This window comes from Streptomyces sp. Root431 (genome assembly GCF_001426585.1).
In the GTDB taxonomy this organism is placed as follows: Bacteria; Actinomycetota; Actinomycetes; order Streptomycetales; family Streptomycetaceae; genus Streptomyces; species Streptomyces stackebrandtii.
In genome coordinates this window covers 195,757-215,994 of record NZ_LMEI01000011.1, presented here as the reverse complement: position 1 = coordinate 215,994, position 20,238 = coordinate 195,757, and the positions used below count along the sequence as shown (strand labels likewise).

The 20,238-nt window shown below is 72.6% G+C and carries 18 protein-coding genes and 6 tRNA genes; 15 read left to right on the top strand and 9 right to left on the bottom strand.

The features are described from left to right. Positions 1-77: 77 nt before the first annotated feature. Together ASC82_RS20655 and ASC82_RS20650 are read left to right on the top strand one after the other, a co-directional pair. Positions 78-659 (top strand): sigma-70 family RNA polymerase sigma factor, encoded by a 582-nt coding sequence (locus ASC82_RS20655; protein WP_056650072.1) that lies wholly within the window; start codon positions 78-80, stop codon positions 657-659. A 37-nt stretch (positions 660-696) separates the two neighbouring features. After that, the gene (locus tag ASC82_RS20650) at positions 697-1,191 is read left to right on the top strand and encodes a GNAT family N-acetyltransferase (protein WP_056650067.1); all 495 of its coding nucleotides are present in this window, start codon (positions 697-699) and stop codon (positions 1,189-1,191) included. 1 nt (position 1,192) lies between these two features. Here ASC82_RS20650 and ASC82_RS20645 read toward each other — a convergent pair whose 3' ends face one another. Together ASC82_RS20645 and ASC82_RS20640 are read right to left on the bottom strand one after the other, a co-directional pair. Next, positions 1,193-1,627: a hypothetical protein gene (locus tag ASC82_RS20645; RefSeq protein ID WP_056650065.1), complete on the bottom strand. Its 435-nt coding sequence runs from the start codon at positions 1,625-1,627 to the stop codon at positions 1,193-1,195. A 2-nt stretch (positions 1,628-1,629) separates the two neighbouring features. After that, positions 1,630-1,992 carry a hypothetical protein gene (locus ASC82_RS20640; protein ID WP_024760647.1) on the bottom strand — a complete coding sequence of 121 codons (363 nt, stop codon included), beginning with the start codon at positions 1,990-1,992 and terminating at the stop codon, positions 1,630-1,632. A 641-nt stretch (positions 1,993-2,633) separates the two neighbouring features. On the opposite strand from ASC82_RS20640, the gene ASC82_RS20635 reads away from it, so the two are divergent. The 8 genes from ASC82_RS20635 to ASC82_RS20600 all read left to right on the top strand — a co-directional run bounded on the left by ASC82_RS20635 (position 2,634) and on the right by ASC82_RS20600 (position 13,817). Further along, positions 2,634-3,707, top strand: coding sequence for an ATP-binding cassette domain-containing protein (locus tag ASC82_RS20635; RefSeq protein ID WP_056650062.1), 1,074 nt, complete (start codon positions 2,634-2,636; stop codon positions 3,705-3,707). Continuing rightward, complete coding sequence (locus tag ASC82_RS20630; RefSeq protein WP_024760645.1) at positions 3,704-4,372, top strand: methionine ABC transporter permease; 669 nt, start codon at positions 3,704-3,706, stop codon at positions 4,370-4,372. The genes ASC82_RS20635 and ASC82_RS20630 overlap by 4 nt, the downstream gene beginning before the upstream one ends. Before the next feature lie 95 nt (positions 4,373-4,467). Then, positions 4,468-5,331, top strand: coding sequence for a MetQ/NlpA family ABC transporter substrate-binding protein (locus tag ASC82_RS20625; RefSeq protein ID WP_056650059.1), 864 nt, complete (start codon positions 4,468-4,470; stop codon positions 5,329-5,331). A 183-nt stretch (positions 5,332-5,514) separates the two neighbouring features. Next, positions 5,515-6,150, top strand: coding sequence for a GNAT family N-acetyltransferase (locus tag ASC82_RS20620; RefSeq protein WP_024760643.1), 636 nt, complete (start codon positions 5,515-5,517; stop codon positions 6,148-6,150). Between the two features lie 72 nt (positions 6,151-6,222). Beyond that, complete coding sequence (gene cbiE / locus ASC82_RS20615; RefSeq protein ID WP_056650056.1) at positions 6,223-7,494, top strand: precorrin-6y C5,15-methyltransferase (decarboxylating) subunit CbiE; 1,272 nt, start codon at positions 6,223-6,225, stop codon at positions 7,492-7,494. Positions 7,495-7,800: 306 nt separating this feature from the next. Next, positions 7,801-11,367 (top strand): nicotinate-nucleotide--dimethylbenzimidazole phosphoribosyltransferase, encoded by a 3,567-nt coding sequence (gene cobT, locus ASC82_RS20610; protein WP_056650053.1) that lies wholly within the window; start codon positions 7,801-7,803, stop codon positions 11,365-11,367. Between the two features lie 302 nt (positions 11,368-11,669). Next, a complete protein-coding gene (gene cobA / locus ASC82_RS20605; RefSeq protein ID WP_024758744.1) occupies positions 11,670-12,911 on the top strand; it encodes a uroporphyrinogen-III C-methyltransferase in 1,242 nt (413 codons plus the stop codon). An 87-nt stretch (positions 12,912-12,998) separates the two neighbouring features. After that, positions 12,999-13,817 (top strand): RNA methyltransferase, encoded by an 819-nt coding sequence (locus tag ASC82_RS20600; protein WP_056650050.1) that lies wholly within the window; start codon positions 12,999-13,001, stop codon positions 13,815-13,817. Positions 13,818-13,907: 90 nt separating this feature from the next. Here the strand turns inward: ASC82_RS20600 and ASC82_RS20595 are convergent, their stop codons facing one another. Further along, positions 13,908-15,092, bottom strand: a complete 1,185-nt coding sequence (locus ASC82_RS20595; protein ID WP_056650047.1) for a serine/threonine-protein kinase — start codon at positions 15,090-15,092, stop codon at positions 13,908-13,910. A gap of 570 nt (positions 15,093-15,662) precedes the next feature. Between ASC82_RS20595 and ASC82_RS30685 the strand changes: the two genes are divergently transcribed. The 3 genes from ASC82_RS30685 to ASC82_RS20585 all read left to right on the top strand — a co-directional run bounded on the left by ASC82_RS30685 (position 15,663) and on the right by ASC82_RS20585 (position 17,403). After that, positions 15,663-15,830 carry a hypothetical protein gene (locus tag ASC82_RS30685; RefSeq protein WP_024758747.1) on the top strand — a complete coding sequence of 56 codons (168 nt, stop codon included), beginning with the start codon at positions 15,663-15,665 and terminating at the stop codon, positions 15,828-15,830. A 234-nt stretch (positions 15,831-16,064) separates the two neighbouring features. Continuing rightward, positions 16,065-17,072 carry an aminoglycoside phosphotransferase family protein gene (locus tag ASC82_RS20590; protein WP_056650043.1) on the top strand — a complete coding sequence of 336 codons (1,008 nt, stop codon included), beginning with the start codon at positions 16,065-16,067 and terminating at the stop codon, positions 17,070-17,072. Between the two features lie 46 nt (positions 17,073-17,118). Continuing rightward, positions 17,119-17,403 carry a zf-TFIIB domain-containing protein gene (locus ASC82_RS20585; protein ID WP_024758749.1) on the top strand — a complete coding sequence of 95 codons (285 nt, stop codon included), beginning with the start codon at positions 17,119-17,121 and terminating at the stop codon, positions 17,401-17,403. Positions 17,404-17,451: 48 nt separating this feature from the next. Here the strand turns inward: ASC82_RS20585 and ASC82_RS20580 are convergent. The 6 genes from ASC82_RS20580 to ASC82_RS20555 all read right to left on the bottom strand — a co-directional run bounded on the left by ASC82_RS20580 (position 17,452) and on the right by ASC82_RS20555 (position 18,047). After that, positions 17,452-17,526: transfer RNA gene (locus ASC82_RS20580), tRNA-Val, on the bottom strand. Between the two features lie 42 nt (positions 17,527-17,568). Beyond that, positions 17,569-17,640 (bottom strand) — tRNA-Val (locus ASC82_RS20575). 41 nt (positions 17,641-17,681) lie between these two features. Next, positions 17,682-17,753, bottom strand: a tRNA-Val gene (locus ASC82_RS20570). A 34-nt stretch (positions 17,754-17,787) separates the two neighbouring features. After that, a tRNA-Val gene (locus tag ASC82_RS20565) sits at positions 17,788-17,859 on the bottom strand. Between the two features lies 1 nt (position 17,860). Continuing rightward, positions 17,861-17,934: transfer RNA gene (locus ASC82_RS20560), tRNA-Cys, on the bottom strand. 40 nt (positions 17,935-17,974) lie between these two features. Beyond that, a tRNA-Gly gene (locus ASC82_RS20555) sits at positions 17,975-18,047 on the bottom strand. A 244-nt stretch (positions 18,048-18,291) separates the two neighbouring features. Here ASC82_RS20555 and ASC82_RS20550 point away from each other — a divergent pair. Next, entirely contained in the window at positions 18,292-19,359 is a 1,068-nt protein-coding gene (locus ASC82_RS20550) for a chorismate-binding protein (protein WP_056650040.1), read from the top strand. After that, positions 19,356-20,186: an aminodeoxychorismate lyase gene (locus ASC82_RS20545; RefSeq protein ID WP_056650035.1), complete on the top strand. Its 831-nt coding sequence runs from the start codon at positions 19,356-19,358 to the stop codon at positions 20,184-20,186. Before ASC82_RS20550 ends, ASC82_RS20545 begins: the two co-directional genes overlap by 4 nt. Positions 20,187-20,238: the final 52 nt, after the last annotated feature.

The following is a 20,238-nucleotide window of genomic DNA, read 5'->3' as shown; positions in this document are numbered from 1 at the left end:
GAACCGCACGACCTCCTCCCGGGTGGTTTACGCCCCGTACCGCAACCGCGCCCGGGCACCCGGACATCGTGCCGGTCATGACCACCCCCGAGACCACCACCGCTCCGGCCCCCGCCTCCGACGCCCTCGCGGGCACCGGACTCCTCGCCGCCCTCGCCCCGCTGCTCGCCGCCGAGTCGGACGCCGAGGCCCCGGCAGCCGGCGTCGACCCCGGCGACCTCGAACAGGCCGTCTGGCTCCGCCTCCTGGAGCGCCTCCAGGAGACGGGCGCCCCCGAGCGCCCCGCCGACTGGCTGCGCCGCGCCGTCCGCGCCGAGGCCCGCCGCGCCCGCCGGACCACCGACCGGGAGCGCCCCTACGAGGACGAGCCCGCCCCGCCGCCGGACACCGAAGGCCCGCACGGCTCCCCGGAGAACTCCCTCCTCGTCGCCGAACGCCACCGCACCCTGCGCGCCGCGGTCACTCGAACGCCCGGCCGCTGCCCGCGCGTGCTCACCGCGATGCTCGATCCGGAGGACCCCACCTACCGGGAAATCGCAGGAGAGTTGGGTATCTCACAGGGCAGTCTGGGGCCGATGCGTTCCCGTTGCCTGGGATGCCTGCGCAGAATGCTGGCTGCAGAGGTTCCCGCCCCCGGCCGACGGGGAAGGGTGCGATAAACCGACGGCGAACCACATGAGCGGGAGGCGTGCACACATGGGCCTGAGTGTGACCATCTCAGCAGCGGACGCGCAGGACGCGGAGCACATCCTGAAGCTGCAGTACCTCTGCTACCAGAGTGAGGCGGAGCTGTACGGAGACTGGTCCATCGAACCGCTCACCCAGTCGCTCGACGCCCTGCGCGCCGAACTGGACGAGGGGTACGGCCTGGTGGCCCGGCTCGGCGACGAGGTCGTCGCCTCGGTGCGGGCCCGCCTCGACGAGGACGGCACGGTGCGGATCGCCAAGCTGATCGTCCACCCGCGCATGCAGCGCCACGGCCTCGGCGGCCGGCTCCTGGACGGCATCGAGCGCCACTTCGGCGCCGAGGCCGCACCGGCGGAGCCCTCCGCCAAGCGCTTCCAGCTCTTCACCGGCCACCGCAGCGAGGGCAATCTGCGGCTCTACCGCAGCAAGGGATACGCGCAGGTGGCCGCCCGCGAGCTCGGCCCCAAGCTCACCCTGGTGACCCTGGAGAAGGCCGCCGCCTGACTCAGGCGGCGGTGAGGGACCGCGACCGGCGCAGCCACCAGATGCCGGTCAGCGGAAGCAGGACCGGAATGAACAGGTAGCCGTAGCCGTAGTCCGACCAGACGGTCGCGTCCGGGAAGGCGGACGGCTCCACCAGCGTCCAGGTCCCCACGATGAGTACGCCCGCGAGCTCGGCGGCGCAGCAGACCAGCGCCGCCCTGCGGGCCTTCTCCCCGCCCCGTACGAGGGTGTAGGTGATGAAGGCGTAGACCACGGCCGCCACCGCCGACAGGGCGTACGCCAGCGGCGCCCGGTCGAACTCGGTCGCGATCTGGTAGATCGAGCGCGAGACCGCACCGACCGACATGACGCCGTACAGCCAGACGAGCAGGATGCCCGGGCCCGAGACGAGACGGGTCCTCGCGCCCTGCGCCGTCTGCTCCTGTGTCTCGGTCATGGTCAGCCCACCGTCCAGATGTCGTAGAGACGCACTTCGAGTACGGCGAGGACGACCGCACCGGCGGCCACCGTCGCCGAGCCCCACCGGCTGCGCTCCGCGAGCGACATGAACCCGGCGATCGGCACCGCGCACAGCGCGCCCAGCAGGTAGGCGACGAAGATCGTCGTGCCCTCCTCGGCCTTCTCGCCGCGCACGAGCTGCACGATGCCGACGACCAGCTGGGTCAGGACCAGGAAGCTCACCACGGCCATGCCGATGAAGTGCCAGTCCTTGGTCGGCTGGTCCCGGAAGGCGGCGAAGCCGCACCAGGCGGCGAGGGCGAGCGCGGCCACGGAGACCGTGACCGTGAGGGCGTCGAGCATGCGCCCGAGGGTATTACGGTCCGAAAGGCCCGATGCGCTCGCCCCCTCCGCCAGCCCCCCTCCGCTCGCCCCCTCCGCCAGCCCCCCTCCGCTCGCCCCCTGCGGTTGCCCCCTCCGCTCGCCTCCCGCACCCGGACGCACGGACCGTGGCCTTGGCCACACCCGCCGCCCGCTCCCGGTCCGGAACCGGCGCCCCCGGCACCGGCCCGCCGCCCCGTCCGCGCAGGCCACGCCCGGAGGGAGGAGGCCACGTACAACCCCCGGCAGGTGTCCGCATGGCGTCTCAAGGACGTCCGCTATGCGGACACCCCCCTTTCGTTCGCGACTGCGCATGCTTTACTTGCAGACATGACCACGACGAGCAGCCGCACCCTTGCGACCGAGGCGATCACGACGCCCGGTGCTCGTTGTATGTGTCGAATGTGCGCCTTCTGAGGGCCCCCGCAGAGTCTCGCGCCCCGAAGCGAGACCAGACGGCCGAGCCGATCCTCCCGCCATCCGGCGATGGACCGTGCCTGCCCCGCGCGCACACCGCCTCCGGCCACCAGCCGGACCGGCCTCCGTGCGCCTGACTGTCCGAACGACGAATGCCCCGTGCCCGGCGGACCCCGCGCCGCGCACTCGACAGTGACGGAAACCCTGTGATCACCACTTCGGGCCTGACCAAGGTCTACGAGTCGCGCGGCCGCCAGGTCACCGCTCTGGACGGCGTCGACCTGCACGTCCGCGAGGGCGAGGTCTTCGGCGTGATCGGCCAGAGCGGCGCCGGCAAGTCCTCGCTCATCCGCTGCGTCAACCTCCTGGAGCGCCCCACCTCCGGCACCGTGACCGTCGACGGAGTCGACCTCACCGCCCTCGCCGGAAAGGGCCGCCGCGCCGGCAAGGACCTGCGCCGCGCGCGCAGCAGCATCGGCATGGTCTTCCAGCACTTCAACCTGCTGTCCTCCCGCACGGTCAAGGACAACATCGAGCTCCCCCTGGAGATCCTCGGCGTCTCCGGCGCCGAACGCTCCCGCCGTGCCCTCGAACTCCTCGACCTCGTCGGCCTCGCCGACAAGGCCAAGTCCTACCCGGGGCAGCTCTCGGGCGGCCAGAAGCAGCGCGTCGGCATAGCCCGCGCCCTCGCGGGCGAGCCCAAGGTCCTGCTCTCCGACGAGGCCACCAGCGCCCTCGACCCGGAGACCACCCGCTCCATCCTCCAGCTCCTGCGCGACCTCAACCAGCAGCTCGGCCTGACCGTCCTGCTCATCACGCACGAGATGGACGTCGTCAAGACGATCTGCGACTCCGCCGCCCTGATGCAGCACGGCCGCGTCGTCGAGTCCGGCACCGTCGGCGAACTCCTCGCCACCCCCGGCTCCCAGCTGGCGGCCGAGCTCTTCCCGGTCAGCGGCGCCGCCACCGGCCCCGACCGCACCGTCGTCGACGTCACCTTCCACGGCGAGTCCGCGACCCAGCCGGTCATCTCCCAGCTCTCCCGCACCTACAACATCGACATCTCGATCCTCGGGGCGGCGATGGACACCGTGGGCGGGAAGCAGATCGGCCGGATGCGGATCGAACTCCCCGGACGGTACGAGGACAACGTCGTCCCGGTCGGCTTCCTGCGCGAGCAGGGCCTCCAGGTCGAACTCGTCGAGTCCGATGAAGCCGATGCAGCCGCCGAAGCGCCGGCCGACACCGTTCCCGTACTGGCCAAGGATGGTGCCAAGTGACCTGGTCCGAGATGCAGCCCCTGCTGGAGCAGGGCACCGTCGACACGCTCTACATGGTCCTCTGGGCCACCGTCGTCACCGTCCTCGGCGGCCTGCCGCTCGGCATCCTCCTCGTCCTCACGGACAAGGGCGGACTGCTGCAGAACACGCCGGTGAACAAGATCGTCGGTGCGATCGTGAACATCGGCCGTTCGCTGCCGTTCATCATCCTGCTGATCGCGCTGATCCCCTTCACCACCTTCGTCGTCGGCACCTTCATCGGCCCCACCGCGATGATCGTGCCGCTCGCCATCGGCGCCATCCCCTTCTTCGCGCGACTCGTCGAGACGGCGATCCGCGAGGTCGACCACGGACTCGTCGAGGCCGTCCAGGCCATGGGCGGCGGCATCCCCACCATCGTCCGCAAGGTGCTGCTCCCGCAGTCCCTGCCCTCGATCGTCTCGGGCGTCACCACCACCGTGATCGTGCTCATCGGCTACTCGGCGATGGCCGGCGCGGTCGGCGGCGAGGGCCTCGGCTCCAAGGCCGTCACCTACGGATACCAGCGCTTCGACACCACGTTCATGCTCGTCACCGTCGTCGTCCTGGTGCTGATCGTGACCGTCGTCCAGCTCATCGGCGACGGAGTCGTCCGGCTCCTCGCCCGCCGGGGCCGCACGGCCTGAGCCGTACCGCCCCGCCCCCCAGGCTTCGTTTTTCGAAGAACAGCCCGGACTTGTTGTCCAGGCGTCCACCGCTCCACCGGAAAGAGGCACTCTTCGTGCGTAAGAACATCAAGCTCACCGCCGGTATCGCCGCCACCGCCGCCCTCGCCCTCGGCCTCACCGCCTGCGGCACCTCCTCGGACCCGTCCTCCACCAAGGACTCGGCCGGCTCCGGCGACACCTCCAAGCCGCTCGTCGTCGCCGCGTCCCCGACGCCGCACGCCGACATCCTCAACTTCGTCAAGGACAACCTGGCCGAGAAGGCCGGCCTGAAGCTGGAGGTGAAGGAGTTCACGGACTACGTCCTGCCGAACACCGCCACCCAGTCCGGCCAGGTCGACGCCAACTTCTTCCAGCACAAGCCGTACCTCGACGACTTCAACCAGAAGAACAAGACCACCATCGTCCCCGTGGTCAACGTCCACCTGGAGCCCCTGGGCCTCTACTCCAAGAACATCAAGTCGGTGAAGGACATCAAGGCCGGCCAGACCATCGCCGTCCCGAACGACACCACCAACGGCGGCCGCGCGCTCCAGCTGCTCGCCGAGAACGGCCTGATCACCATCAAGCCGGGTGTCGGCACCAACGCCAAGATCTCCGACATCACCGACAAGAAGGGCCTGGAGTTCAAGGAGCTGGAGGCCGCCACCGTGCCCCGCGCCCTGAACGATGTCGACGCCGCCGTCATCAACGGCAACTACGCCATCGAGGCCAAGCTCTCCCCGGCCAAGGACGCCATCGCCCTGGAGAAGGCCGAAGGCAACCCGTACGCCAACTTCCTCGCCGTCAAGGAGGGCAACGAGAAGGACGCCCGCGTGCAGAAGCTCGCCAAGCTCCTCAACTCGCCCGAGGTGAAGAAGTACATCGAGGACACCTACAAGGGCTCGGTCATCCCGGCCTTCGGCGCCGTCGCCAAGTAAGGCCAGGCATCCGAGGAACCGTCAGACCGGTTCCCCCGTACAGTCCTTGTGACGAAGGCCCCCGCATCCCGTCCGATGCGCGGGGCCTTCGTCCTTCCCCACCCGGCCATGCGCACCGACGGCCGCATGCTGCATGCTGTGCGTTCACGGTCGATTCGGACGGTCCACGGCATGGAGCTGAGCATGACTACCACCTTTCCGGACATCTCCATCAACACGGACCGGTTGGTGCTGCGCGCGCTCGAAGAGGCCGACGCCCCGGCCCTGGCCGAGATGATGAACGACGAGATGGTCGGGGCATGGACGGCCGTCCCCCAGCCGTACACCGAGGACGCCGCCCGCCGCTGGATCACCGAATACGCCCCCACCGAACGCGCCGCCGGCCGCGGCCTCGACCTCGGCGTCACCGAGTTCCTCACCCAGCGGCTCGTGGGCATCGTCCAACTGGGCAACACCAACTGGCGCGTTCGCTCCAGCGAGCTCTCCTACATCATCGCCCCCTGGGCCCGCGGCGAGGGATACGCCTCCGAAGCCGCGCTCGCCACCGCCCAGTGGCTCTTCGGCGACCAGAAGTTCGAGCGCCTCGAACTGCGCACCGCGGCCGACAACACCGCCTCCCAGCAGGTCGCCCAGAAGATCGGCTGCATCAGCGAAGGCGTCCTGCGCAACGCCTGCATAGCCCGCACCCGCACCGAGGACGGCAGCTGGACCGAACTGCGCACCGACTTCATCGTCTGGGGCCTCCTCCCCGAGGACCTCGACGGCGTCGCCGACCAGATGGCCGAGGCCGGATACTCCTCGTACACCGACTGGAGCTGAGCCCCCGAGGCCAACCCGGGGTACGCTCGGCACGCCCCCGACCTGCGACATCACCACAGGAGACTGACGACGATGGCCGACCGGGTCACGGTGATCGGCTGGGACGGCTCGCCCCTCACCTCGGCGGCCCGGTCCGCGCTCTCCGCCGCCACTCTCGTGGCCGGCGCCGCCCACCACCTGGCGCTGCCCGAGGTGCCTCCCGGCGCCGAACGCATCCGCCTCGGCAGCGTCGACCTCGCCGCCCGCCGCATCGCGGGCCACCGCGGCACCGCCGTCGTCCTCGCCGACGGCGACCCGGGCTTCTTCGGCGTCGTCCGCGTCCTGCGCGCTCCCGAGCACGGCCTCGAAGTCGAGGTCGTTCCCGCCGTCTCCTCCGTCGCCGCCGCCTTCGCCCGCGCCGGAATGCCCTGGGAGGACGCCCGGATCGTCGTCGCCCACCAGCGCACCCTGCGCCGCGCCGTGAACGTCTGCCGCGCCCACCCCAAGGTCGCCGTCCTCACCTCGCCGGGCGCGGGACCGGCCGAACTCGCCCTCCTCCTCGACGGGGTCCACCGCACCTTCGTCGTCTGCGAGGAGCTCGGCACCGACCGCGAACAGGTCTCCGTCCTCACCTCCGACCGGGCCGCCGACCACGCCTGGCGCGACCCCAACGTCGTCCTCGTCATCGGGGGAGTGGGCGCCGGAGGCACCGGCACCCCGGCCGTCCCCTGGCTGATGGGCCAGGACCCGGCCGTGCGGTCGGTACGGGGCTGGGGCCTGCCGGCCGAGGAGTACGCCACCGAGGGGTACGGCCCCCGAGGCCACGTCCCGGGCGCCACCCCGCCGACCCGGCTCGGAGCCGGCGAGGACCCGGCCCTGCGGGCCGCCCAGCTCGCCCGCCTCGGCCCCCGCGTCGGCGACCTCGTCTGGGACATCGGCTGCGCCGGCGGCGCCTTCGCCGTCGAGGCCGCCCGCTTCGGCGCCGCCGTCATCGCCGTGGACACCGACCCGGCCGCCTGCGCCCGCACCGAGGCGGCCGCCCGCCGCCACGGCGTACCCCTCCAGACCGTCCCGGGCCGCGCCCCGCACGTCCTGGAGAGCCTGCCCGAACCCGATGTCGTCCGCATCGCGGCCGGCGGCGTCCCCGTCGTCACCGCCTGCACCGACCGGCGCCCCGAGCGGATCGTCACCCACGCCTCCACCCGCGACGAGGCGGAGGCCATCGGCACCGCACTCGCCGACGGCGGCTACGCCGTCGAGAGCCTCCTCCTCCAGACCGTCGGACTCGACCCGCACGACTGGTCGGAGCGCGAGCGTTCGGTCGTCTTCCTGCTGGCCGGACGCAGGAGCGACGGCGCCCCGTGACCCGGCCGCCCCGCCGGGGCAGGTAGGCTGGCCGATTGTTGTACCGCACCGGGACGTTCGGCATTTCGCGCTTGATGTCTCGAAATCGGCGGCCCTTTCGGACCGCCGATGTGGTACGCAGCAAAGGGGGGACCGCGCGACGTGGCGCAGTCCACAGCACGCCGTGGCGGATCTGCCTGCCACGACGGCCGAGGGCCGCGACAATGAGTGGGTGTCCGCGCGTCCTTCGTGCCGCGCGGCGCGCGCGCTCGTTGTTCTCGACGGGCGCAGTCTGAAGGAAGTACAAGCGATGGGCGAGGGGTACGCATGACGGACACCGGCCAGGTCTCGGGCGAGGGACTGCCGGAGAACGCAGGCATGGTCGAGCAGCCGGGCATCCCCGCACCGGGCGCGTACACCTTCCTGGACCCCTCCGAGCACGCCGAGGACGACGAGATCCTGCTCATGCCGGGCGCCCAGGGCGCCTGGAGCGAGCACCCGCCGGGCGTCGCGCCCGCGCCGCCGGTCGCCGTACCGGCCCCGCAGGTGCCGCCGGTGGTCCCGCACCAGGGCGTGCAGCCTCCGGCGCCGATGGGCGACCCGCTCACCGACCCGCTCCCGGAATCCTTCGTCCTCGCGGACGTACTGACCGCTCCCCAGGGCCAGACCCCGCCGCAGGCACCGGTCGCCGGAACGCCGGCGCACGGGACGCCGGTCCACGGCACCCCGGCGCACGGCACTCCCGTGCAGGGCACCCCGGCGCACGGCATCCCCGTCGCCGCGCAGGAGCCCGTCGTCGCCGACCACGGCTACGAGCCCGGCATCCTCGACACCGGCGCCCACGAGGCCGCGGGCCGCGACTCCGGTTCGGTCGACCTCGGCGGCGTCCGCGTCCCGCCGCCGGCCGGGGCTCCGACCCCGCCGCCCGCCCGCCGCCCGCTGCACATGGGCCCGCCCGTGCCCGACGCCACCGGTGGCGTCGTCCTCTCGCTCGCGGACCGCGGCCCGGCCGCCGTGCCCGCCCCGGCCCCGCAGCCCACGCCGGTCGTGGCCACCGGACCGGCGCCGATGCCCGTACGGAACCCGGGACCCCCCACGACGGGCCCCGAGTACTTCGACATCCCGCAGGACCAGCAGCTCGCGCCGCAGGGCGCCGAGCCGTGGGCCGCGCAGCCGCAGGAGGCCCTGGCACCCCAGCCGGTGCTCCCCGCAGAAACGGTCGTCCCGCAGACCGGACAGTTCGTCCAGGTCGAGGGCTCCGTCCCGACGGCCCCGCACCTGGCCCCGACCCCGGTCGCCGAGACCGAGGAGCCGGCCGAGGTTCCCGTACCCGTCGCTCCCGAACTGCCGGAGGAGCCGGCCGAGTCCGTGGCGGCGGCCCCGGACCTCGCCGAGCCGCAGGCCACCGTGCCCGCCCCGCGCGAGGCGGAGCCGGCCGCGGAGGCCCCCGTGCTCGTACCCGAGCCGGAGGCCCAGCCGGAGCCGGTCGTCGAGCCCGAGGCTCCGGCGGAGCCCCACATCGTCGCGGAGGCCACCCCCGAGCCCCAGCCCGAGCAGGCCCCGGAGCCGGAGGCAGAGGTCCAGGCAGAGGCAGAGATCCCGGTGGAGGCGGCGGCCGAAGCCGTGACGCCGGAACCGCTGGAGCAGCCCGTCCTGGTGGCCGAGCCGACCGAGACGGTGGAGGCGCAGGCCGAGCCGGTCGTCGAGGCCGTCGTCGAGGCGGAGGAGCCGGCGCAGGCCGCAGAGACGGCAGCCCCGGAACCCCAGCCGGAGACGGACCCCGAGGGCTTCGTGGACGCCGCGGAGCTGGTGGAAGCCGACGAACTCCCGGCAGCCGAAGAGCTCACCACGACGGATGAGGAGCCCCAGGCACCCGCCGTGGAGGCGGAGTCCGACATCCCCACCCCCGACGTCGAGGCGCCCACGGACATCCCGACCCCCGAAGTCGAGACGTCCCCCGAAGCCCAGGTGGCGTCCGACATCCCCACTCTCGACGCCCCGACCCCCGACGCCGAGACGCCCACGGACGCCTCCACCCCCGAAATCCAGGCCGCCGACGTCACCGCCGCCGACGCCACGGCCGCCGACGCCACGGCCTCTGACCTCACCGCAGCCGACGTCACGGCTGCCGACGTCACCGCCTCCGACGTCTCCGCCTCGGACGCACCGGCACCCGGCTACGCCGACGCCGAACGCGAGGCCGTCCTCCGCGTGATGCGCGAACGCCGGGACATCCGCAACGGCTTCCGCAGCGACCCGATCCCGCACGAGGTGCTGCTCCGCGTCCTGGAGGCCGCCCACACGGCCCCCAGCGTCGGCCACTCGCAGCCCTGGGACTTCGTGGTCATCCGCTCCGCCGAGACCCGGCAGACGATGCACGAGCTGGCCCAGCGGCAGCGCGACGCCTACGCCAAGTCGCTGCCGAAGGCCCGGGCGAAGCAGTTCAAGGAACTGAAGATCGAGGCGATCCTCGACACCCCGGTGAACATCGTCGTGACCGCCGACCCCACCCGGGGCGGCCGCCACACCCTCGGCCGCTACACGCAGCCGCAGATGGCCCCGTACTCCTCCGCGCTCGCCGTCGAGAACCTCTGGCTCGCCGCCCGCGCCGAAGGCCTCGGCGTCGGCTGGGTCAGCTTCTTCGACGAGCGCGAGATGGTCCGTACGCTCGGCCTGCCCGAGCACCTCGAAGTGGTCGCGTACCTCTGCGTGGGATACGTCGACGAGTTCCCCGAGGAGCCCGAGCTGATGCAGGCGGGCTGGTCGAAGCGCCGCCCGCTGGCCTGGGTCGTCCACGAGGAGACGTACGGCCGCCGCGCGCTGCCCGGCGAGGAGCCGCACGACCTGCTCCAGGAGACCATCGCCAACATCCGCCCGCTGGACGCCAAGGCGCTCGGCGAGGCGTGGGAGCGCCAGAAGCGGATGACCAAGCCCGCGGGCGCCCTGGGGATGCTGGAGATCATCTCCGCGCAGCTCTCGGGACTCTCCCGCGTGTGCCCGCCCCCGATCCCGGAGCCGGCGGCCGTGGCGATCTTCGCGGGCGACCACGGCGTCCACGCCCAGGGCGTCACGCCGTGGCCGCAGGAGGTCACGGGCCAGATGGTGGCCAACTTCCTCGGTGGGGGAGCGGTCTGCAACGCCTTCGCCAACCAGGTCGGCGCAGAGGTCTGCGTCATCGACGTGGGCGTGGCGTCGGAGCTCCCGGCGACCCCGGGTCTCCTGCCCCGCAAGGTCCGTCCGGGCACGGGCGACTTCACCACGGGTCTCGCGATGACCCGCGAAGAGGTCCTGGCCGCGATCGAGGTGGGCATCGAAACGGCCCGCGACCTCGTGGCCGCGGGCAACAAGGCGATCCTCACCGGCGAGATGGGCATCGCGAACACCACCGCGTCCGCGGCGCTCATCTCGGTCTACACCGGGGTCGACGCCGCCGAGGTCACGGGCCGCGGCACCGGCATCAACGACGAGACGCACGCCCGCAAGGTGGACGTGGTCCGCCGGGCCCTCGACCTGCACAAGCCTGACGCGGCGGACCCGATCGGCGTCCTGTCGGCGATCGGCGGCTTGGAGCACGCGGCCCTCGTGGGCCTGATCCTGGGCGCGGCCTCGCTCCGTACCCCGGTCATCCTCGACGGCGTCTCCACCGGCGCGGCGGCCCTCGTGGCCCGCGCGATCGCCCCGGAGTCGCTCGCGGCGTGCATCGCCGGCCACCGCAGCGCGGAGCCGGGCCACGTGGCGGCCCTGAACAAGCTGGGCCTGCGCCCCCTGGTCGACCTGGACCTCCGCCTCGGCGAGGGCACGGGTGCCCTCCTGGCGCTCCCCCTGGTGCAGAGCGCGGCCCGCGCGATGCACGAGGTGGCCACGTTCGACTCGGCGGGAGTCACCGAGAAGTAGCACCACCGGCGCGTCTCCCACCCACGCAGGGGAGTGGGGGACGCGCAGGGAGCGTGTTCGGGACGTAGAGCGTGTTTTGTGGCGCGTGCAGCCGGGTTCCCTTTCCAGGACCCGCAGGCGCCGTAAAACATGCAGTCCCGAACGCGCTCCCGGAGCGTCCCCCACGCACGGACGCACCACCGGGAGATCCGTCACACAGTGACGCCCGCGCACCCCCGATATCGTGGCCACACGAGCCCCACCAGCCGCTTCACCGCAGCAGCGGCCCCGCACCCTCACAGTCTCCGAGGAGCCGCCCACCCATGGCCGAGCACACCGAGAACGCGGCGCACCCCGCCTACCCCGTCGGTCTGCGTCTAGCGGGCCGACGCGTCGTCGTCCTGGGCGGCGGCCAGGTCGCCCAGCGCCGGCTGCCCGCGCTGATCGCCGCCGGCGCCGAGATCACGCTGATCTCCCCGTCCGCGACCCCCTCCGTGGACGCGATGGCCGAGGCCGGCGAGATCACCTGGGTGAAGCGGCGGTACGAGGACGGCGACCTCGCCGACACCTGGTACGCGCTGGTGGCCACCACCGACGCGACCGCCAACGCCGCGGCCTCGGCCGAGGCCGAGCGGACCCGCACCTGGTGCGTGCGCTCCGACGACGCCGAGGCGGCCACCGCCTGGACCCCGGCCACCGGCCGCGACGCGGGCGTCACCGTCGCGGTGCTCACGGGCCACGACCCCCGCCGCTCCGCCGCCGTGCGCGACGCGATCGTCGAGGGCCTCCGCGACGGTTCGCTGGCCGCTCCCGCGCACCGCTCCCGTACGCCGTTCGTCGCCCTGGTCGGCGGCGGCCCGGGCGACCCGGACCTGATCACGGTCCGCGGCCGCCGGCTGCTCGCCGAGGCGGACGTGGTGATCGCGGACCGGCTGGGCCCCCGCGACCTGCTCGACGAACTGCCCCCGCACGTCGAGGTGATCGACGCGGCGAAGATCCCGTACGGCCGGTTCATGGCCCAGGAGGCCATCAACAACGCGCTGATCGAGCACGCGAAGGCCGGCAAGTCGGTGGTCCGTCTCAAGGGCGGCGACCCGTTCGTCTTCGGCCGCGGCATGGAGGAGGCCCAGGCGCTCGCCGTCGAGGGCATCGCCTGCACGGTGGTCCCGGGCATCTCCAGCTCGATCTCGGTCCCGGGCGCGGCCGGCATCCCGGTCACGCACCGCGGAGTGGCCCACGAGTTCACGGTGGTGAGCGGGCACGTCGCTCCCGACGACCCGCGCTCGCTCGTCGACTGGGCGTCGCTGGCGAAGCTGACGGGCACCCTGGTCATCCTCATGGGCGTCGACAAGATCGGGAAGATCGCCGAGGCGCTCATCGCCCACGGCAAGAGCCCGGAGACCCCCCTGGCCCTGGTCCAGGAGGGCACCACGGCGACGCAGCGCCGGGTGGACGCCACGCTCGCGACGGTCGCGGAGACCGTCAAGGCGGAGGAGGTCCGCCCGCCGGCCGTCATCGTCATCGGGGACGTCGTCACCGAGGGCCCCGACAAGCTGGTGAAGTGACCCGGTCGGGTACCGAGAGGTAACCGAACCCGGTCGCACACCGTCGCACACATTGGCACCACACCCCGGACAAGGCAGTATCACCCCGTGGCCGAACTCATCACGATCGACGACCCCGACGACCCGCGCCTGCGCGACTACACCGGCCTGACCGACGTCGAGCTCCGGCGCAGACGCGAGCCCGCGGAGGGCCTGTTCATCGCGGAGGGCGAGAAGGTCATCCGCCGTGCCAGGCAGGCCGGGTACGAGATGCGGTCGATGCTGCTCTCGGCCAAGTGGGTCGATGTCATGCGCGACGTCATCGACGAGGTCCCGGCGCCGGTGTACGCGGTCCAGCCGGACCTCGCCGAGCGCGTCACGGGGTACCACGTGCACCGGGGCGCCCTCGCTTCCATGCAGCGCAAGCCGCTGCCGGACGCGACGGAGCTGCTGGCCGGCGCCCGCCGGGTGGTGATCATGGAGTCGGTGAACGACCACACCAACATCGGGGCCATCTTCCGCAGTGCGGCGGCCCTGGGCATGGACGCGGTCCTGCTCTCGCCGGACTGCGCGGACCCGCTCTACCGACGCTCCGTGAAGGTGTCGATGGGCGCGGTCTTCTCCGTCCCGTACGCACGCCTGGAGGCCTGGCCGCGTGGCCTGGAGGCGGTACGGGAAGCGGGCTTCAAGATTCTCGCGCTGACCCCGGCGGAGAAGGCGACGTCGATCGACGAGGCGGCCCCGCACCGGCTGGAGCGGGTGGCGCTGATGCTCGGCGCGGAGGGCGACGGCCTGTCGACGCAGGCGCTGCGCGCGGCCGACGAATGGGTCCGGATCCCGATGGCGCACGGCGTCGACTCGCTCAATGTGGGCGCGGCGGCGGCGGTGGCGTTCTACGCGGTGGCGACGGGCCGCCCGGAGTCCTGAGGGAAGCCGACCACCACAGAGCCGACCACGACAAGCCGACCGAGGGCCCCGAAGCCTTCCGGTCGGCTTGCGGGCGTTTCAGGGAAGGATCTACCCCTGCAAGGCCTGCGCGGCGGCGATGCCGAGGGCCACGACCAGCGTCACGACGACGAAGACGAAGAGCCGCTGCCGCAGCAGACGGGGGTTGGCGGGACGGCGGCCCGTAGACGTCGAGCGGACGCCCGGCCGGGTGCCGGGACGGGACTGGGGTGCTCGCGACCCGCCGGTCCGGGGCCCGGCCGAAGGCCGTGAGGCGGGCGCCGCGCCCCGCGCCTGCCCCCGCTGCCCGCGCTCCGTGTCCCGCTCGGGGCCGTGGTCGCGGGTGTCGCGCTCGGTGTACCGCTCGGTGGGGCGGATGGTGTTCCGCTCCTCGGCCCGCTCGCGCTGGACGGGCGGACGCGAGACGGGCAGGCCCTGTGCCTCGCGCGCGGCGATCTCCTTGAGCCGCATGGACAGCTGGAGGGTGCTGGGACGCTCTTCCGGGTCCTTCGCCAGACAGGCCCGGATCAGCGGTGCCAGGGCGTCGGGGACTCCGTGGAGCTGGGGTTCCTCGTGGACGACCCGGTAGAGCATGACCTCGGAACTCCCGTGCCCGAAGGGGGAGTCGGCCATGGCGGCGTACGCGAGGGTGGCGCCGAGCGAGAACACGTCCGTGGCGGGTGTGACGGCCGCGCCGCGCACCTGCTCGGGGGCGAGGAAGCCGGGCGATCCCACGGCCGTGCCGACGTGGGTGAGGGTGCTGGCGCCGGTGGCCCAGGCGATCCCGAAGTCGATGATCCGGGGGCCCTTGGGGGAGAGCAGGATGTTCGAGGGCTTCAGGTCGCGGTGGACGACCCCGGCCTCGTGGACGGCGACCAGACCTTCCGAGAGCGCGGCCCCGATCGAGGCCACGTCGGCGGCGCGGAGCCCGCCTTCCTCGGCGACCCGGTCGTGCAGGGAGGGGCCGGGGACGTACTGCGTGGCGAACCAGGGGCGCTCGGCCTCCAGGTCGGCGGCGACGAGCCGGGCCGTGCAGCCGCCGCGGATCCGCCGGGCGGCGGACACCTCGCGGGCGAAGCGCGACCGGAACTCCTGGTCCTCGGCCAGGTCCGGCCGGATCACCTTGAGCGCCACGCGCTGACCGCGCCGGTCGGACCCGAGGTACACGACCCCCATCCCGCCGGCCCCCAGCCTGCGGTGGAGCCGGAACGACCCGACGATCCGCGGATCCTCGCGCCGGAGCCGCATCATCGCCATGTCCGTCCCCTCGTCCGTTCGACGTGGCACAGCTTACGTAGTGGCGCCCGAACGCGCTCATAGGCCGCGCCCTCGCAGCGGGATCGATTGTCAGTGCTGAGGGGGAAGGGAAGAAGGCGCGCGAACCCGGTAGTGCCCCAACCACCCGTCAACACAGACCACTTGACGGAGGGTCGAGAAGGGCCCCGCAGACCCCGAAGGGCGGCTGTCCGGGCTCCGGGGGCCAGGGGCGGGCGGAAGATCCGGCGAAGTGAGCGATGTCACGCCCGGTGACCTGCCCGGCACCCGCCGGCGCCGCCGGAAGGGCCTCGGTCCGGCAGCCTCCTCGGACTCCCGTTCGGACTCCCGTCGGGCCGACCCCTCCGGGAAGACCCCCAGTTCCGGACACCCGTCTCCACCCAGGGGAGTACTCCGCACGACCGGTCCTCATCCTCCGGGAGGCCCGGAAGTAGGTACGCGGGCATGACGTCCGGGAGCCTCGCGATCCCTAGTGTTGTTGTCAGCGGCGGGTGCAGCACTCGTCCCCCGAGGTCACGTACCCGCCGCGCCAGACACGACAGGAGAGGAACCATGGCGTACACGGCACCGCGGTCGACCACCAGCCCTTCGGGCCGTCGTCACCCCCTGGTGGCCACGGCCATGGTCCTCCCTCTCGCGGCCCTGCTCGTGGTCGTCTTCGGCGGCTGGGAAGCGGTGGTCACACAGGCGTCGTCCGTGGGCGTGATGTTGGGGCGCTGAACAGCGCCCGGACCCGGGAGAGCGGCCCGGGTCGGGGACATCCGACCATCAACCCCGTGGGGACGGGGGTGTGGCGGACGGCAGCGTGAGGCCGGTCAGCTGGGGAGCTGACCGGCCTTCGCGCTCCCCGGAACCGGCGCTCGCCGGAACCCGGAGCCCACGCCCTCCGGCCATGTTCCCTCCCCGGCCGCGTACGCTCCCCGCGTGGACCACGCCGCCCGACCCTCACCGACGATGCTCCCGAGCACCCCGACGCAGCCCGCCCCGCTCGACCGGCTCGCGGCCGTCGCCCGTGCGGCGGCGCACCGCCCCGACGAGCCCTGCCGCTGCGCGAGCGGCCTCGTAGGAGTGCTCGCGAACCGGGACGACGGGACCGTCGTACGCCACGGGGCGCTCGTGGCCAAGGCGCACGCCCCCGACACGGACCCCGAGGCGCACGGGGCCCGGCTGGCCCTGGCAGGCCACCCCGACGTAGGAGGCGTGCTCCTCCCCCCGCGACCCCTCCCCACGCAGGCCCCGACCGAGATCGACGGCCGCCCCGTCACCATCTGGCCTTACGGTCCGCCCGTGGCCCCCGACGACCCGGACGCCGCCCCGTGGGAGGACGCGGCACGGCTCCTCGCCCGGCTCCACCGAACGGCGCCCCCGCCGCCCCTGGCCTCCCGGCTCCCGGCGATGCGCGCCCCGCTCAAGGTGGAGCTGGCGGTGGACCGGATGCGCAGGACGGCCCCCGACCACCCGGCGGCCGCCACAGTGCTGAGCGCATGGCAAACGATCCCCAACACCAACACCACCAACGCCAACACCAACACCAACACCAACACGTCAGGCCCCCGGCTGCTCTGCCACGGCGACTTCCACCTCGGTCAACTGGTGCGAGAACCCCGGCCGGTAGGTGACGGCCCCTGGCGACTCATCGACATGGACGACCTCGGCCTGGGCGATCCCGCGTGGGATCTGGCCCGCCCCGCCGCCTGGTTCGCCGCCGGCATCCTGCCGCCGGAGGTGTGGTCCCGTTTCCTCGGCGCGTACCAGGAGGCGGGCGGCCCGGCCGTCGGTGCCGATCCGTGGGTCCAACTCGACGTTCCGGCGCGGGCCCTGACGGTCCAGACGGCGGCCCTGGCCCTCGCGAAGTCCACGGCGGAGCGCCGGCCGCTCGACGAGGTCGAGGACGTGATGATCGACACCTGTGCCCGTATCGCCGGGTACCGAACCGAATCGGCCCCTTCGGCGTCCACGTAAGGTGAAGCCACCATTCGAACGGCAATGTCAGGGAGTTGAGCCGAGCATGCAGTGTCCCAAGTGCCATGCGGCCATGCACACGTACAACCGCAACGGCGTCCAGATCGAGCAGTGCAGCGGCTGCCGCGGGATATTCCTGGACTTCGGCGAGCTGGAGGCCCTGACCCGCCTGGAGTCCCAGTGGGCGCAGCAGGCGCCGCCGCCGGCCCCGCAGGCCTACCCGGCGCAGCCCGCCCCCGCGGCCCCCGCCTGGGGCGCCCCGCACCAGGGCGGCCACCACGGCGGTCACTACCGCCAGCGCGGCTTCGGCCGGATGCTCTTCTCCTCCTGAGCACGAAGAAGCCCCCGTCCGCGAGCTGCGGCCGGGGGCTTCTTCAGGTGGTGCGCGATACTGGGATTGAACCAGTGACCTCTTCCGTGTCAGGGAAGCGCTCTCCCGCTGAGCTAATCGCGCGGGGTCGTACACACGTCGTATCCGAAGATACTCCATACTGCGTGCGCGATACTGGGATTGAACCAGTGACCTCTTCCGTGTCAGGGAAGCGCTCTCCCGCTGAGCTAATCGCGCGGGTGGTGCACACGTCGTGAACGACGGTGCCGGGTGCTGTGTGCGCGATACTGGGATTGAACCAGTGACCTCTTCCGTGTCAGGGAAGCGCTCTCCCGCTGAGCTAATCGCGCGGGGGATCCGGAGATCCAGGATCCGAAGATCCAGTGGACGATACTGGGATTGAACCAGTGACCCCTTCCGTGTCAGGGAAGTGCTCTCCCGCTGAGCTAATCGTCCTTGGAGGTGGAGACGGGATTTGAACCCGTGTAGACGGCTTTGCAGGCCGTTGCCTCGCCTCTCGGCCACTCCACCAGGAGTGATAACGGGGGTTCGGGAAGATCCCCCAACATCGAGCGGACGACGAGATTCGAACTCGCGACCCTCACCTTGGCAAGGTGATGCTCTACCAACTGAGCCACGTCCGCTTGTCGTTTCCGTTCCGCTTGCGCGTCCCGGCGACGTGTTGAACTCTAGCGGATTCCTGGGCCAGTACAAAAACGCGTTTCCGCAGCGTGCTGACCTGCGCGCCGATCGGGGTGCCCGGCCGGACGCCCCGGAGGGTTCGCGCGGCGTTCACTCGCCGTGTTCCCGGCGTGGCACGGAGCCCCGGCGCACACGCCCCGCGCACACGACCCGGGAGCCGCGGTCCACCCGACCTAGACTCGATGCGTGTACGACTTTGCTCCTCTGGCCCGCTTCGGCGGCCTCGTCGCGACCGACCTCCGGGACGTCACCCATGACCCCGAGGCCCTGGACTCCACCGGCTTCTGGGCCGTCTGCGCGGACTTCGAGGGCCGGCTGACCTGCGCCCGCTTCGGTGACGTGCGGCCCGATCCGGTCCCCACGCCCGTCCCGGGCGCCTGGCGGGGCCCCGGGACCGGTGACTGGACGTCCTCGCTCGACCGCGCCGCGTACACCGCGGGCGTCCGGCGCGTGCGCGAGCACATCGCGCGGGGCGAGGTCTACCAGGCGAACCTCTGCCGGGTGCTGACCGCGCCACTGCCGGACCCGGCCGCCGCCGACGTCGACGCGCTGACGGCGCTGCTCGCCCAGGGGAACCCCGCGCCCTACGCGGGAACGATTCGGCTGCCCGCCCACGGCGTGGAGATCGCCACGGCCTCCCCCGAGCTCTACCTCCGCCGCGAGGGGGCCCTGATCACCTCGGGCCCCATCAAGGGCACCGGCCGCACCGCGGCCGACCTCCTTCCCAAGGACCACGCCGAGAACGTGATGATCGTCGACCTGGTCCGCAACGACCTGGGGCGCGTCAGCGAGACGGGCTCCGTCGCCGTCCCCGCCCTCTGTGCGGTCGAGGAGCACCCCGGCCTCGTCCACCTCGTCTCCACGGTCACCGGCCTCCTGCGCGAGGACGCCGGCTGGCCCGCGCTCCTCGACGCGACCTTCCCGCCCGGCTCCGTCACCGGCGCGCCCAAGTCCAGCGCCCTGCGGATCATCGAGGCCCTGGAGACCGCGCCCCGCGGCCCGTACTGCGGAGGCATCGGCTGGGTCGACGCCGACGCGGGCACCGCCGAGCTGGCCGTCGGCATACGCACCTTCTGGATCGACCGCCCCGAGGGCGTGCTCCGCTTCGGCACCGGCGCCGGGATCACCTGGGGCTCCGACCCGGAGCGCGAGTGGGAGGAGACCGAGCTGAAGGCGTCCCGGCTGGTCGCGATAGCGTCGGGCGCCTACGAGTCAGGCGCCTACGAGGCGAGCGGAAAGGCCATCTCTCGATGAAACTCTGGGTCAACGGCGGGCTGCACGACGCGGAGGCCGCCCTGGTCTCCGTACTGGACCACGGGCTGACCGTCGGTGACGGCGTCTTCGAGACGGTCAAGGCCGAGCGCGGAGAAACGTTTGCTCTCACCCTCCACCTGGAGCGCCTCACCCGCTCCGCCCGCGGTCTCGGCCTGCCCGACCCGGACCTCGACGAGGTCCGCCGCGCCTGCGCCGCCGTCCTCGCCGCCAACCCGATGGAGCTCGGCCGGCTGCGGATCACGTACACCGGCGGCCTCTCCCCGCTCGGTTCGGAGCGCGGCGACGCCGGCGGCAGCCTCGTCGTCGGACTCGGCGAGACCGTCCGCCGCGCGGACACCACCGCCGTGATCACCGTGCCCTGGACCCGCAACGAGCGCAGCGCCCTCGCGGGCCTGAAGACCACCTCGTACGCGGAGAACGTCGTCGCCCTCGCGAAGGCGCGCGAGCAGGGAGCCTCCGAGGCGCTCTTCGGCAACACCGTGGGACAGCTCTGCGAGGGCACCGGCTCCAACGTCTTCGTCGTGCTCGACGGCACGATCCACACCCCGCCCGTCTCCTCCGGCTGCCTCGCGGGCATCACCCGCGCCCTCGCCGTGGAGTGGACCGGCGCCGTGGAGACCGACCTGCCGCTGGACGTCCTGGAGACCGCCGAGGAGATCTTCCTGACCTCGACCCTCCGCGACGTCCAGGCCGTGCACCGCGTCGACGGGCGGGCCCTCACCGGCGCTCCCGGGCCGGTCACCGCCAAGGCCATGCGGATCTTCGACGAGCGCGCGGCCAGGGACCGGGACCCGAGCTTCGCGTGAACCGCCGCGCGCGAACGGCCTCCCGTGAACCGGTTCGCGTGAACCGTCGCGC